The following is a 13,962-nucleotide window of genomic DNA, read 5'->3' on the forward strand; positions in this document are numbered from 1 at the left end:
CACCGGAGTCGTAGGGCCGACGAGGTCGGCGGCGGACGGGGGTCGGGCGGCCGACGGGGCCCGGGGCCGGCCGCGGACGAGGCCCCGCCAGCCGTATCACTGACCAGGGCCCCGCGGAGCCGTACCCCCGAGGCCACCACCGGATCCGTGCAACCGACACCGCCACCGGAGTCGTAGGGCCGACGAGGTCGGCGGCGGACGGGGGTCGGGCGGCCGACGGGGCCCGGGGCCGGCCGCGGACGAGGCCCCGCCAGCCGTATGACTGACCAGGGACCGCGGAGCCGTACCCCCGAGGCCACCACCGGATCCGTACAGCCGGCGCCGCCACCGGAGTCATAGGGCCGACGAGGTCGGGCAGCGGACGGACCCGGGGCCGGCCGCGGACGAGGCCCCGCCGGCCGTATGGATGGCCAGGGCCCGCGGAGCCGTGCGGCTGAGGCCGTCAGACCCCGGGCGCGGCCCTGACCACGCCGGCCGCGACGGCGGCGCCCAGGGCCTCGTGGTCGGCGGCGGTCTGGTCGGCGTAGGCCAGGGAGAAGTCGGTGATCGCGCGGTCGAAGGTGTCGGCGCCGCCGAGGTAGGCGGCGATGGCGATACGGTCGCCGGAGCGGGCGTGGGCCCGGGCGAGGGCGGTGCCGCACAGCCGGGCGTAGGACACGAGGTCGCCCGGGCTCATCCCGGCGACGTCCGCGGTGACCTTCATGTCACGCAGCTGACGCCAGTAGAAGGCGCGGCCCTGCGGCCCGGACATCCAGCCGAGGAAGATGTCACTGGCGGCCTGGAGCAGCCGCTGACCCGCGACGATGCGATGGCCGGGGTGGTCGAAGGGACCGCTCGGCAGATGCTCCTCCCACACCGCCGGACGGGCCTCCTTGATCTGCAGGAACAGCGGGTCGTCGGTGTCCCGTCCGGCGAGCAGCACGATGAAGCAGCGCAGGCCGACGCTGCCGACGCCGACGACCTTGCGGGCCGCGTCCACGAAGCGGTAGCGGTCGAGGAGCAGGCGGCGCTCCTCGGAGAGGGTCGAGCGGTAGTCGCTGAAGATCTTGCGCAGGGAGGCCATGTCGGAGATGCCCGCGGGTTCCAGCAGAGGCGGGTCGTGGATGATGCGCCGGCGCCCGTCGATCACTTCGGTGAGCTTGCCGTAAGCCTGGAGGCTGGTGCGGCGGCGGGCCCGGCTGAGGCTGGCCTCGACGCGGCGGCGGTTGCGGGCGGAGCGGGCCAGGGGCAGGAGTTGCTCGGCGTCGATGCGGGTGTACCAGACGTCGAGCTCGCCGAGCCGGGCCAGCCGGCGGATCGTGGTGCGGTACGCGGTCACGGCCGCCAGGGTCGCGCGGGCCGCCTTGGCCTCCGGGTGGCCGTTCTCGCGGGCGGCCACGGCGACGGACGCGGCGAGCCGCTTGACGTCCCACTCGAACGGGCCGGGGAACGTCTCGTCGAAGTCGCTCAGGTCGAACAGGAGGGCGCGTTCCGGGGAGGCGTACAGGCCGAAGTTGAGCAGGTGCGCGTCGCCGCACAACTGCACGGTGAGGCCGGTGTGCGGGGCGGCGGCGAGGTCGGCGGCCATCACGGCGGCGGCGCCGCGCAGGAAGGCGAACGGGGAGGCCGCCATCCGGCCGTACCGGATCGGCAGCAGCTCCGGCAGCCGGTCCTGGCCCTGGCGTTCCAGTACGGCGACGGGGTCGGGGCGGTCGACGGAGGGCATCCAGGCGGCGTGCGCGGAACGGGAGACGTGTTTGCGGGCCGCCTTTCCGCTGAGGGCTCGGTCGGCGGGGCTGGGGACACCCGGCGCGGTCACGAGAGTCCGCCTCCGCGTCCGTCCGCCCCCTGCGCCGGCTGTCGTATGCCGTTGCCCTCGCTGCCCATCGCGCCTCCCACTGCCACGCACCAGCACGCCGCTCGGACGGGTCGCCACGTCCTGATCGCAGTGAACGGCGGAAGGAGGGCCGTACGCATGCCGGATACGGCAATCGGGTGACTGCGTCCCGCAGGACGCGATCACTGACCGGGCCGTCCGCAGGCCGGGCACGGCACACAGGTGACGGGAACCGTGGCCGCCTCGGCGTCGGGCCGCTGTCAGTGCTGTCGGGGAGGATGCGGTCAGGGCTGACGGGACAGCGGGTCGGCGTGACGGGCGGAGGCCGGGATGGGTGACGGGGTGCGGTTCATCGGGGTGGCGGAGCGGCGGGCTCGGTTGGGGGTCCGGCATCGGCTGGCCGGGGAGGCGCGGGCCGCCGGGCCGGTGGAGGTCGCCGGGTCGCTGGTGGCGTTGCACGGGACCGATCCGGCGACCGTGTACCTGGCCGTGGGCGCGCGGCTGGCGGGGTCCGCCAAGACCGTCGCCCGGACCGAGCGGGCGCTGTACGAGGATCGGGCGCTGGTCCGGATGCACGGCATGCGGCACACGGTGTTCGTGTTCCCCACCGAGCTGACGGCCGTCGTCCACGCCTCGACCGGTATCGCGGTCGCCGCCCGGGAGCGGGCCACGCTGGTCAAGAACATGGCCAAGGCGGGGGCGCCGGACGCGGCGTGGCTGGCGGAGGTCGAGGAGTCGGCGCTGGCGGCGCTGGCGCGGCGCGGACAGGCCACGGCGGCCGAACTCGCCGAGGAGGAGCCGCGGTTGCGCGAGCAGTTCGTGTACGCGGCCGGGAAGAGCTACGAGGGGCTGCACACCGTCTCGACGCAGCTGCTGCGGGTGCTCGGCGTCGAGGGGAAGGTGGTGCGGGGGCGGCCGCTGGGCTCCTGGACGTCCTCGCAGTTCCGCTGGGCGCCGGCGCCCGAGCACCCCGAGCTGGACGTGGCCGGCGCACAGGCCGAGCTGCTGCGGCGCTGGCTCGCAGTCTGCGGACCGGCGACGGAGGCCGACCTGAAGTGGTGGACGGGGTGGCGCGTGACGGAGGTGCGCCGCGCCCTGACGGCGATCGGGGCGCAGGCCGTGTCCCTCGACGAGGGCACGGGGTACGTCGTCGAGGGCGACGTCGCCCCCGTGACCGGGCCCGCGGAGCCGTGGGCGGCGCTGCTGCCCGCCCTCGACCCCACGGCGATGGGGTGGCAGCGACGGGAGTGGTATCTGGCGCCGGAACTGTGGCCGTCGTTGTTCGACCGGAGCGGCAATGTGGGGCCGACGGTGTGGTGGAACGGGCGGGTGGTGGGCGGTTGGGCCCAGCGCAGGGACGGGGAGATCGTCTGGCGCTTGCTGGAGGACCTGGGGCGCGTGGAGCGGCGCGAGGCGGAGGCGGCGGTCGCGGTGGAGGCGGAGCGACTGCGGGAGTGGGTGGGGGCGGCTCGCGTGACGCCTCGGTTCCGGACGCCTTTGGAGCGGGAGTTGGCGGGGTAGGGGGCGCCTTCGGACGCCGGTCCGGTACAACCAGCCCGTCCGGCGTTTGAGGACGAGGCCCCTTCAGGGCCGAAGCGGGGGTCTGGGGGCGGCAGCCCCCGGCCGACGGCCGCGACAACGCCGGGTGCCCCCACCACAGACGGCACCCGGCGCCACAGCTATCGCGCGTACCGCATCAGCGCCCGCACCATGTGGCACGTCGTCTCCGACGGCGGATGAACTCCGATCATCTCCGCTGTGCTTCGGATCGTCTCGTTGCGCGCCTGGTTCGGCATGTAGACGCCCGAGTCGAGCAGGGCGATCGCCAGGCGCATGGCCTTGAGGCGGCGGTTGTGGGTGACGTACCACTCGCGCGGACGGCCCGGCGGCAGCGGCCGCTTCTCCACGGGCGCGTACGGCAGGTCCAGCAGGACCGGGTGCTTCGCGGTGGACTGGGTGGGCAACGGCTTACGGGTCGGCTTCGGCTTCAGTGCGGCAGCGGGCACAGGCATCCTCCTGTCGCGGTCAGGGTGCTCGCCGAAGACTTCGGCGTCCTCGGCGATTCCCTCGAACACTGCTCCCAGTTTACCGGCCCCCACTGACAATCAGGGAGCCCGCGAAGCCAGCAAATGTCCAGGTGGGGAAGGGATTTGGCAGGCTGTCACACCAGCTCCACCAGACGCGCGCGAGACGGCATCAAAATCGAACAGAGCTCACGGGTTACCGTGTGCGCCATGGAAATCTGGATCAACCCCGCCTGCTCCAAGTGCCGCAGCGCGCTCACGCTCCTCGACGCCGAGGGCGCCGACTACACCGTCCGCCGCTACCTGGAGGACGTACCCACCGAGGACGAGATCCGGGACGTGCTCGAACGCCTCGGACTCGAACCCTGGGACATCACGCGTACCCAGGAGGCCGACGCCAAGGAGCTGGGCCTCAAGGAGTGGGCGCGGGACGCCTCGGAACGCGACCGGTGGATCAAGGCGCTCGCCGAGTACCCGAAGCTCATCCAGCGACCCATCATCACCGCCGAGGACGGCACGGCCGTGGTCGGCCGCTCGGAAGAGGCGGTACGGGACGCTCTGTCCCGGTAGTTGAGGTTTTGCCGGGCGACGGGTGTCGGGGCGGTGGGCGGTGTTAACCTCCGCCGCCATGACCTTCGGTGATCAAGGAATGCCGTACGGGCAGCAACCCCCTCCGTACGCGCCCTACGGGCAGCAGCCCGACCCGTACGCCCAGTGGGCGGCCGAGCAGGAGCGGATACGCAGGCGACGGCGGACCCGGCGCGCGGTGGCCGCCGGGACGGGCGTCGTCCTCGTCGCCGCCATCGCAGCCGGGGTGGCGATGTACCGGGGCGGGGGCGACGCCCCCGAGGCGAGTTCACCGGCCCCGACGGCCGTCTCCGATACGCCCGTTCCCACCGTCGACGTCACCTTGCCCTCCGACGCGCCGACCGCTCTCCCCTCCCTGCTCGCGCGGCCCGTGATCCGCCCGGAGCAGGCCTTCCCGGAGAAGAGCGTGCGCCTGAAGGACGGCTCCCGGTACGCGCGCGTGGACCTGGCCACCACCACCGCCTGTGCCCGCGGGATGTCGCCCGAGCTGGCCGAGCTGATCGAGCAGGGCCGGCCCTGTTCCCGGTTGACCGCCGCCCTGTTCACCGACACCGACCGGCGTTCGCAGGTGACGGTCACCGTGCTGAGCTTCGCGCGCGTCGAGGACGCCTCCCGGGTGTTCATGATGGCCTCGATGGACCCGGTGACGTATCAGGTGGTCTCCCTCGATCCACCGCCGGAGGCGGGGCTGCCCACCGTGCCGCCCGGCTCGGCGGGGGTCTTCCGACGGGTGATGACCGTGCGCTCGGTGGTGTTCGCCAACGGGCAGTGGGGCGACGGCGCGGAGACCGAGGAGGCCGCGATCACCCGGCAGACCGAGGACCTTCTGTCGTACGTCAACGAGACGGTGGCCGCGTACGAGGAGGGAAAGGGCGTGTGACGCAGGTTACTTCAGTGACTCCTGTAACCGCTGAGTAACTTCGTTCGGTATCTCGTACATAACGACGTACGCTCCCCTACCTCTCAGGAGGCGCGCATGTCGCGTAGGAGAAGTCTCAGCACGAAGAAGAAGCTCGCGTTGTTCGTGACCGCGGCGGCGGTGGCGGGCGGTGGGGCCTTCGCCATGGCGAGCACCTCGAACGCCTCGCAGAGTCCCAAAACCCTGTCGGCCGGCGACTCGAGCGTCTGCCAGGGGCTCGCCACCGCCCTCGGCAACAACCAGAAGTTCATCGACGGTCAGAAGGCCAACCCCGACGCGCAGTCGGCGGCGCGGATCGCCAACCGCGAGGCCGTCATCGAGCAGATCAAGAAGCAGCAGGAAGCGTCCGGGTGCGCGGTTGGGGAGTCGGCTCAGGGCTCCCAGGCTTCGCAGCCGGCGCAGGGCGGCCAGCAGGCGGGACAGCAGGGCGGCCAGCAGGCCGGCCAGCAAGCCGGCGGACAGGCCGGGGGTGCCGCGCCGTCGCAGAGCGCGGCCGCGGGAAACGGGACCGGCGGCGGTGCCGCGGCCTCCGGCCAGCAGGTCTGCAACGGGTCCACCGTGACGCTCTCCGGTGAGGGCGGGGCTCCTGCGGCGTCCAGCAACCAGTTCCCGGCCGGAACGAAGCTGAAGGTCACCAACCTGGACAACAACAAGTCCACGACGGTGGAGGTCACGTCGGTCTCCGGCAGTTGTGTGCTGCTCAACAACGCCGCCTTCGAGCAGGTGCGGGAGCCCGGCAAGTTCCTGATCCGCCGGGCAGTGATCGAGAAGGTGGGGTGACGCTCAGGAACCGAGGAAACCGGTGAGGCGGCGGGCCAGTTCGGGGGGTGCGGTCTGCGGCAGCGCGTGATGGGAGACGTCCGCAACTACGTCGACCTCGACGCGCGGCAGCAGCTCACCCGCCCTGGCCGCCACCTTGTACGTGTCATGGGTCCTGCTGTTCCCGGCCAGGAGCAGCAGGACCGGCATGTCGAGGGTGCGCAGTTCCCCGGGCGCCGGACGTGGGCCCGTCACCGGCTTGAGGGCGGGGAAACCGGCGGCCGCCTCCTGCAGGCGCAGCCAGTCGGGGTCCAGCTCCTTCCCCGCCCCGGTCTCCCACTCCAGGAAGGCCCGGACCCTGCGGGATGTGGGCCGCAGCAGCATCGGCAGGGCGTGCAGCAGGTACGCCGCCTTGTACCCGGCGAAGCACTGGGTCGGGTCCAGGAGGAACAGGCGGCGTACCCGGCCCGGTGCACGCAGGGCGTGATGCAGAGCGATCCAGGCACCGTAGGAGTGCCCGCCGAGGTCCGCCTGCGCGACCCCGAGTCCGTCGAGCAGTGCCTCCAGCCAGGCCACCAGGTCGGCGACCGTGCGAGGGGGACGGTCGGCGGACGGGACGCTGCGGCCGGGAGCGCCGATCAGGTCGACGGCGTGCACGCGGTGGGTACGGGCGAGGGCGGCGGCCTGGGCGTACCAGGACGCGGCGGTCGCTCCCCCGCCGCCCGGCAGCAGGACCAGCGGCCGCCCGTCGCGAGGCCCGCAGAGATGGACGTGCGTCGCGCCGAAGGGCGTGGGGACCGTCACCTCCGTGCGCTCCGCGGGCCACTTGGCCATGACCTTGTCGTACGCCGCCAGGAAAGCCTCGCTGTCGTACCCGCTCATGCACCCTCCCCTATTATCTCGCTCAACGAGATAGTAGCTGAGCGAGACACATGGCCGGAGGACACATGTCGACCCAGGGCCCCGAAATGGAGATCGTCCACCTGCTGCGCGCCGTGACAGTCGAACTGGGGCTGCACAGTTCCCGGTTCGCCGCCCGCAACGGCATGCACCCGACGGACGTACGGGCGCTGATCGCCCTCATGGACGCCGCACGGGCCGGGCAGGAGATGACGGCCGGGCGGCTCGGCTCCGTGCTGGGGCTCAACTCGGCCGGGACCACCGCCGTGATCGACCGCCTGGAAGGCGCCGGACATGTGCGGCGCACGCGGGGCCGGCAGGACCGGCGCAAGGTGGTCGTCGAGGTGGACGAGCGGGCGGTCGAGCTCGGTTGGGCTTTCTTCGGGCCGCTCATCCAGCGGGCGGTGGAGCTGCTGCGCGGTTACGACGAGCGGGAGCGGCTCGCGATCCGGGGGTTCCTGGAGGGGATGCGGGAGGCGGCGGCCGAGGCCCGCTGAACCGGTCCCTGCCCTCGGTCGGGCGCCGTATTCCCATCGCATACGAGAGGGCTCACATGTTCGTCGCCGTGGCTGTGAGCCGCGACATCCGGCGCCGCCGACGCGCTCACAGCGTGAATCGCGCCACACCACCACCAGGTAACACGGGGTTCACATTCGAGCAATGACCGGGAAATCGCCTGTTGACAGGCTCGCGGGCATCAAGAGCGGCGCCTCAGTGCCGCAGCGCCGCAGCACCCGCAAGTGCGCCTAGACCCACCCCGAAGGATGTGGCCCGTGACCTTCAAGGCTGAGTACATCTGGATCGACGGCACCGAGCCGACGGCCAAGCTGCGTTCCAAGACCAAGATCATCGCGGGCGAGCCCGCCGGTCTGGACGCCCTGCCGATCTGGGGCTTCGACGGGTCCTCCACCAACCAGGCCGAGGGTCACGCCTCGGACTGCGTGCTCAAGCCGGTCTTCACCTGCCCGGACCCGATCCGCGGCGGCGACGACATCCTCGTCCTGTGCGAGGTCTACAACATCGACATGACGCCGCACGAGACCAACACCCGTGCCGCGCTCGTCGAGGTCGCCGAGAAGTTCGCCGCCCAGGAGCCGATCTTCGGTATCGAGCAGGAGTACACCTTCTTCCAGGACGGCTACCCGCTCGGCTTCCCCAAGGGCGGCTTCCCGGCCCCGCAGGGCGGCTACTACTGCGGTGTCGGCGCCGACGAGATCTTCGGCCGTGAGGTCGTCGAGGCCCACCTGGAGAACTGCCTGGAGGCCGGTCTCGGCATCTCCGGCATCAACGCCGAGGTCATGCCCGGTCAGTGGGAGTTCCAGGTCGGCCCGCTGGCCCCGCTGGAGGTCTCCGACCAGCTGTGGGTGGCCCGCTGGCTGCTGTACCGCACCGCCGAGGACTTCGGTGTCTCCGCGACGCTGGACCCGAAGCCGGTGAAGGGCGACTGGAACGGCGCCGGTGCGCACACGAACTTCTCGACGAAGGCGATGCGCGAGGGCTACGACGCGATCATCACCGCGTGCGAGTCGCTCGGTGAGGGCTCCAAGCCGCTCGACCACGTCAAGAACTACGGCGCCGGCATCGACGACCGCCTGACCGGTCTGCACGAGACCGCCCCGTGGAACGAGTACTCCTACGGTGTCTCCAACCGTGGCGCCTCGGTCCGTATCCCGTGGCAGGTCGAGAAGGACGGCAAGGGCTACATCGAGGACCGCCGTCCGAACGCCAACGTCGACCCGTACGTCGTGACGCGTCTGCTCGTCGACACCTGCTGCTCCGCGCTGGAGAAGGCCGGCCAGGTCTGATCCGCCCAGGGCTCGTTGAAGGGGGCGTCCACCGTCGAGGTGGGCGCCCCCTTCGCCGTGCGGTGACGGCGTTGTCAGTGGGGCGTGCCATCGTGGGGGCATGGAGATCAACGGGGGCCGTCTCACCGTCAAGGTCGAGACGGAGCACGGCGAGATGTACGCGCGGATGTCCGAGGAGCACCTGCGGGATCTGGTGCTGCGGCTCGGGGAGCCCGGGGACCGCTGGCTGGTGGCCCAGCGGATACCGGACCTGCCCGATGTCTTCGCGCAGGTGTGGCACGAGGAGGGCGGGGACTACCGGCTGGAGCACCGCCTGGGCGGGGCGTCGTTCCACGGCACGAGTCTCGCCGACGCCGGACAGGTGGCGGCGCTCATGAGCGGCTGGGCACGGCAGGACCCGGGCTGGGATGCGGGCGTGTCGTGGGAGCCGATCGACCTGGGCCCTCAAGAGGAAGTGCCCGACCTGCCGGACGACGTGAGGGAGAAGGTCGAAGAGCGCGTCAGGGCGCGGCTGCGCTGCGGGTACGACAGCCGCAAGGAGCTCGCCGACATCGCCGAGGACCACCTCGTCGAGGGGGACCGGCGACCGGTGTCCAAGGCCCAGGCGCGGCAGCTCGTCGACCGGCTGTGGCTGGAGCGGATCGCCGTGCAGGAGACATGGGAGGGCGTCACCGACCCCGAGCGGCTCACCAGCGCCTTCCTTGTGCTGGACGCCGCCGGCATCACCGCCCGGGAGAACTTCACCTGTTGCCGGGGCTGCGGCATGGCGGAGATAGGGGCGGAGCGTGAGGACGCGCGGGGGTTCGTCTTCTTCCACCAGCAGGGCACGGAGCACGCCGCCGGGGGGCACGGACTCAGCCTCTACTACGGCGGGTTCGACGGCTCCGAGGAGACCACCGCCGCCGTGGGGCAGGAGGTCGTCGCCGCACTCGCCGGCGCCGGGCTGTCCACGCAGTGGGACGGTTCTCCGCACAAAGCGATCAACGTCACGCCGTTGACCTGGGAGAAACGGCTGGAGGGATGAGACGAAGGGTCCCGCCGCGGGCGGACGTCTGCTTCAATGGAGGCATGGCCAGCTTCCAGAAGTACTCCGCGACAGGTCGCCATGACCTCGAGCCCTTCTGGCCTTCCCGTCAGCACCATGACTTCGACCGGGTGTGTTGCCGCGCGGTGAACGCGCGGGCCCTGTAAAGCCGTACCCTCCCGGCCTTCGGCCAGCGCGAAAACGACGTACGTCCTCCCACGTCCACGTCCGTTCTCTCACGGACTTCTCGCGCGAAAGAGCTGACCTCTCATGGCGACCACTCGTTCTCTCTCCACCGCCGCCACGCTCAACTCCCCCGCCCCAAACGGCGCACGGCATCATCTGCGTGCCGTGGACCGGGACGAGGTGATCGACGTCGCGGACCTCCTGCCGCCGGGTGCCACCTGGCTGCCCGCTCCCCCGCACTCCCTGCCCACGCTGCCGGGGCAGCCGCCGATGATCGGCTACCTGGTGCTCGTCCCGGCCGACCAGCAGCCGCCGCTCCCGGGCCCGGCCCTGGGTACCGACGGCGACCCGCTCGTGAGCGTCGACACCGTGCGGCGCACCGCCGCGGTCGACGGGCGTGAACTCGACCTCACCTACCTGGAGTTCGAGCTGCTCGCCCATCTGGTGGCCAACCCCCACCGGGTGCACACACGCGACCAGCTGGTCACCACGGTGTGGGGGTACGGGCATGTGGGCGACGGCCGTACCGTCGACGTCCATATCGCCCGGCTGCGCCGCAAGCTGGGCGCCGAGCACCGGGACGCGATCCGTACCGTGCGGCGGGTGGGGTACAAGTACACCCCGCCGGCCGGACGCTGACCTGCCCGGCCGCCCCGGCGGAAGCCTTCTGCTGACGGCAGAGTCCTGTTCCGTCCGGCGCCCGCGCCGGGCAGAGTCGGCCGTATGAGACTTCTGGTTCTGGGTGGTACGGAGTTCGCGGGGCGGGCCGTCGTGGAGGCGGCCCTCGGGCGCGGCTGGGACGTGACCGTCTTCAACCGGGGGCGGCACACTGTGCCTTTCCGGGGGGCACCCCCCGGCCCCCCGGGCCCCGCCGGGGTGCGGTTGCTGCGGGGTGACCGCACCGCGCCCGACGGGCTCGCCGCTCTCGCCGAGGACACCGGTGAGTGGGACGCCGTCGTCGACACCTGGTCGGCGGCGCCCTACGCGGTGCGGGACGCGGCGCGGCTGCTGCGGGGCCGCGCCGCACGGTATGTGTATGTGTCGAGCTGCTCGGTGTACGCGTGGGCGCCGCCCGCCGGGTACGCCGAGGACGCACCGCTGGTCGAGGGCGCCGAGGCCGGTGCGGACCACACCGACTACCTGCGCGACAAGCGGGGCGGCGAGCTGGCCGCGGTCGAGGAGTTCGGGGCGGACCGCTCGGTGCTCGTGCGGGCGGGGCTGCTGCTCGGACCGTACGAGAACGTGGGCCGGCTGCCCTGGTGGCTGACCCGGATCGCGCGCGGCGGGCCCGTGCCGGCGCCGGGCCCGCGGGACCTTCCCCTCCAGTACGTCGACGTCCGCGACCTCGCGGAGTGGATCCTGGGCGCGGTGGAGCAGGAGCTGAGCGGGCCGTACAACATGATGAGCCCGCAGGGGCACGCCACCATGGGCGAGTTGCTGGACGCCTGCGTGGCCACCGTCGGCGGCACCGCCGATCTGCGCTGGACCGCACCCGAGGTGATCCTGGACGCGGGCATCGAGCCGTGGACCCAGCTGCCGGTGTGGGTGCCGCCGGGCAGCGACATGCACGACGCCCTGCACGCCGCGGACGTCTCCAGGGCCGTCGCCACCGGGCTGCGCTGCCGGCCGGTCGAGGAGACCGTCGCCGACACCTGGCGGTGGCTCCAGGACATCGGCGGTTCGGCGCCCATGCGGCCGGACCGGACGCCGAAGGGGCTCGACCCGGAGGTGGAGGCGAAGGTCCTCGCGGCGACCGGGCAGGGTGTACCTGACACCACCCCCTGATCCGGGGGACCGGCCCCGTGACCGCCGTCGGTCTCCTCGACGAGACTGACGGCATGGACACCAACACAAAGACGGGCAGGCGGGATGCACGCCCGAAGGACGTCGTCCTCGCCGCCGTACGGGGGCTCGTGCTGGCCGTGGCGATGCTGCCCGTCTCGGTGCTGTGCTTCACGCTGGCCCTCGTCTCCGTCGCGCTCGTCCCGATCGGCGTCGGCATCGTCACGACTCCCTGGATCCTGGGCGGGCTGCGGGACTTCGCGGACGTACGGCGCAGGCTCGCGGCCGAGTGGTGCGGGGTGCGGATCCCGTCGGCGTACCGGCCGATGCCCCCGGACGCCAATCCGTGGGCGCGCACCTTCGGGATGCTCCGCGACCCGCAGACCTGGCGGGACGTGCTGTGGCTGCCCGTCGACATGACGGCGGGCTTCGTCACCGCGCTGCTGCCGGCGGTCCTGCTCTTCTACCCCCTGGAGGGCTTCGCGATAGCGGCAGGGCTGTGGCGGGCCTTCCCCGACGGGTACTGGTACGGCTTCGTGCCGGTCACCGGGCAGGCGTCCGCGCTGGGCGCCGGTGCCCTGGCCCTCGTCCTGCTCTTCTTCGCCCACTTCTTCACCCCGCGCCTGCTCCAGGCGCACTTCCACCTCACCCGCGCCGTCCTCGCCTCACCCCAGGGTGAACTGGCCGAGCGGGTACGGGTGTTGACCGAGACCCGGCGCGACGCCGTCGACACCTCCGCCGCCGAACTGCGCCGGATCGAACGCGACCTGCACGACGGGGCCCAGGCCCGCCTCGTCGCGATGGGCATGGACCTCGGCACCATCGAGATGCTCCTCGACAAGGACCCGGAGCAGGCCAGGCAACTGCTCGCCCAGGCCCGCAAGTCCTCCGCCGACGCCCTCGCCGAACTGCGCGACCTCGTGCGCGGCATCCATCCGCCCGTGCTCGCCGAGCGCGGACTGGGCGACGCCGTACGGGCGTTGGCGCTGCGGCTGCCGGTTGCCACCGAGGTGACTGTCGAGCTGCCAGGACGCGCGGAGGCACCCGTGGAGTCGGCGGCGTACTTCGCGGTCAGCGAGGTTCTCACCAACGCCGTGAAGCACTCCGGCGCCGACCGGATCTGGGTCGACCTGCATCACAGTGACGGCATGCTGCGTGTGACGGTCACCGACAACGGCAAGGGCGGCGCGGTGATCGGGGCCGGTTCCGGTCTGACCGGGGTCGAGCGGCGACTGGGTACATTCGACGGCGTCCTGGCCGTCAGCAGCCCCGCGGGCGGTCCCACCATGGTCACGATGGAGCTTCCTTGCGCGTTGTCCTAGCCGAAGACCTGTTCCTGCTGCGCGACGGACTCGTCCGGCTCCTTCAGGCCTACGACTTCGAGATCGCCGCGGCCGTCGAGACCGGCCCCGAGCTGTCCCGCGCGCTGGCCGAGCTGGAGCCGGACGTCGCCGTCGTCGACGTACGCCTGCCGCCGACGCACACCGACGAGGGGCTGCAGTGCGCGTTGGAGGCCCGCCGGAAGAAGCCCGGGCTGCCGGTGCTGGTGCTCTCGCAGCACGTGGAGCAGCTGTACGCACGGGAGTTGCTGGCCGACGGCAGCGGCGGGGTGGGGTATCTGCTGAAGGACCGGGTGTTCGACGCGGACCAGTTCGTGGACGCCGTACGGCGGGTCGCGGCGGGCGGCACCGCGATGGACCCGCAGGTGATCCAGCAGCTGCTGAGCCGGCGCGCGGCCGACGACCAGCCGCTGGCGCGGCTCACCCCCCGGGAGACGGAGGTGCTGGAGCTGATGGCGCAGGGGCGGTCGAACGTGGCGATCGCGGAGCGGCTCGTCGTCACGGAACGGGCGATCGCGAAACACACCGCCAATATCTTCGCCAAACTGGGCCTGGAGGTGTCGGACGACGACAACCGTCGCGTGCTGGCGGTTCTCGCGTATCTCGACCACGGCCGGTGAAACCGGACCCGCCCATTCACCCGCCGTGCGGGATCAACAACTCCCGGTATTTCAGAGGCGGTTGATGACAGGGCGTTCTCACGAATCTCTCAACAATTTCCGAGACGGCTGAACACCCCTGGGACGACCTCCGTATGAGAGGGAGCCGCTTCACTCCTGTCGGGCGCCTCGATGCCCCGAAAAAGGAAGTCAGAGGAGT

General features: G+C 71.9%; 14 protein-coding genes. 11 read left to right on the forward strand and 3 right to left on the reverse strand.

Features of this window, described 5'->3' with window-relative positions:
* Positions 1 to 442: 442 nt before the first annotated feature.
* Entirely contained in the window at positions 443 to 1,798 is a 1,356-nt protein-coding gene (locus ACIBU0_RS14745) for a DUF2252 domain-containing protein (protein WP_398817084.1), read from the reverse strand.
* A 348-nt stretch (positions 1,799 to 2,146) separates the two neighbouring features.
* Between ACIBU0_RS14745 and ACIBU0_RS14750 the strand changes: the two genes are divergently transcribed.
* Positions 2,147 to 3,337, forward strand: a complete 1,191-nt coding sequence (locus tag ACIBU0_RS14750; protein WP_398817087.1) for a winged helix DNA-binding domain-containing protein — start codon at positions 2,147 to 2,149, stop codon at positions 3,335 to 3,337.
* A gap of 158 nt (positions 3,338 to 3,495) precedes the next feature.
* Here the strand turns inward: ACIBU0_RS14750 and ACIBU0_RS14755 are convergent, their stop codons facing one another.
* Entirely contained in the window at positions 3,496 to 3,822 is a 327-nt protein-coding gene (locus tag ACIBU0_RS14755) for a hypothetical protein (protein WP_398818265.1), read from the reverse strand.
* A gap of 228 nt (positions 3,823 to 4,050) precedes the next feature.
* On the opposite strand from ACIBU0_RS14755, the gene ACIBU0_RS14760 reads away from it, so the two are divergent.
* From ACIBU0_RS14760 to ACIBU0_RS14770, 3 genes are all read left to right on the forward strand, one after another.
* Complete coding sequence (locus tag ACIBU0_RS14760) at positions 4,051 to 4,410, forward strand: arsenate reductase family protein (protein WP_398817090.1); 360 nt, start codon at positions 4,051 to 4,053, stop codon at positions 4,408 to 4,410.
* 58 nt (positions 4,411 to 4,468) lie between these two features.
* Positions 4,469 to 5,308 carry a hypothetical protein gene (locus ACIBU0_RS14765; RefSeq protein WP_398817093.1) on the forward strand — a complete coding sequence of 280 codons (840 nt, stop codon included), beginning with the start codon at positions 4,469 to 4,471 and terminating at the stop codon, positions 5,306 to 5,308.
* Positions 5,309 to 5,404: 96 nt separating this feature from the next.
* Positions 5,405 to 6,127: a hypothetical protein gene (locus ACIBU0_RS14770; protein ID WP_398817096.1), complete on the forward strand. Its 723-nt coding sequence runs from the start codon at positions 5,405 to 5,407 to the stop codon at positions 6,125 to 6,127.
* A gap of 3 nt (positions 6,128 to 6,130) precedes the next feature.
* Here ACIBU0_RS14770 and ACIBU0_RS14775 read toward each other — a convergent pair whose 3' ends face one another.
* Positions 6,131 to 6,988 carry an alpha/beta fold hydrolase gene (locus tag ACIBU0_RS14775; protein ID WP_398817099.1) on the reverse strand — a complete coding sequence of 286 codons (858 nt, stop codon included), beginning with the start codon at positions 6,986 to 6,988 and terminating at the stop codon, positions 6,131 to 6,133.
* Positions 6,989 to 7,053: 65 nt separating this feature from the next.
* On the opposite strand from ACIBU0_RS14775, the gene ACIBU0_RS14780 reads away from it, so the two are divergent.
* The 7 genes from ACIBU0_RS14780 (at position 7,054) to ACIBU0_RS14810 (ending at position 13,763) form a co-directional block, all read left to right on the forward strand.
* Complete coding sequence (locus tag ACIBU0_RS14780; RefSeq protein WP_398817102.1) at positions 7,054 to 7,503, forward strand: MarR family winged helix-turn-helix transcriptional regulator; 450 nt, start codon at positions 7,054 to 7,056, stop codon at positions 7,501 to 7,503.
* 276 nt (positions 7,504 to 7,779) lie between these two features.
* Positions 7,780 to 8,811 carry a glutamine synthetase gene (gene glnII / locus ACIBU0_RS14785; RefSeq protein WP_398817105.1) on the forward strand — a complete coding sequence of 344 codons (1,032 nt, stop codon included), beginning with the start codon at positions 7,780 to 7,782 and terminating at the stop codon, positions 8,809 to 8,811.
* A 100-nt stretch (positions 8,812 to 8,911) separates the two neighbouring features.
* Positions 8,912 to 9,835: a DUF6891 domain-containing protein gene (locus tag ACIBU0_RS14790; RefSeq protein ID WP_398817108.1), complete on the forward strand. Its 924-nt coding sequence runs from the start codon at positions 8,912 to 8,914 to the stop codon at positions 9,833 to 9,835.
* 270 nt (positions 9,836 to 10,105) lie between these two features.
* Positions 10,106 to 10,660: a winged helix-turn-helix domain-containing protein gene (locus ACIBU0_RS14795; protein WP_398817111.1), complete on the forward strand. Its 555-nt coding sequence runs from the start codon at positions 10,106 to 10,108 to the stop codon at positions 10,658 to 10,660.
* 84 nt (positions 10,661 to 10,744) lie between these two features.
* Complete coding sequence (locus tag ACIBU0_RS14800; RefSeq protein WP_398817114.1) at positions 10,745 to 11,806, forward strand: NAD-dependent epimerase/dehydratase family protein; 1,062 nt, start codon at positions 10,745 to 10,747, stop codon at positions 11,804 to 11,806.
* Positions 11,807 to 11,859: 53 nt separating this feature from the next.
* Positions 11,860 to 13,125 carry a sensor histidine kinase gene (locus tag ACIBU0_RS14805; RefSeq protein ID WP_398817117.1) on the forward strand — a complete coding sequence of 422 codons (1,266 nt, stop codon included), beginning with the start codon at positions 11,860 to 11,862 and terminating at the stop codon, positions 13,123 to 13,125.
* Complete coding sequence (locus tag ACIBU0_RS14810; protein ID WP_398817120.1) at positions 13,110 to 13,763, forward strand: LuxR C-terminal-related transcriptional regulator; 654 nt, start codon at positions 13,110 to 13,112, stop codon at positions 13,761 to 13,763. The genes ACIBU0_RS14805 and ACIBU0_RS14810 overlap by 16 nt, the downstream gene beginning before the upstream one ends.
* Positions 13,764 to 13,962: the final 199 nt, after the last annotated feature.

Source organism: Streptomyces sp. NPDC049627 (assembly GCF_044465645.1).
In the GTDB taxonomy this organism is placed as follows: Bacteria; Actinomycetota; Actinomycetes; order Streptomycetales; family Streptomycetaceae; genus Streptomyces.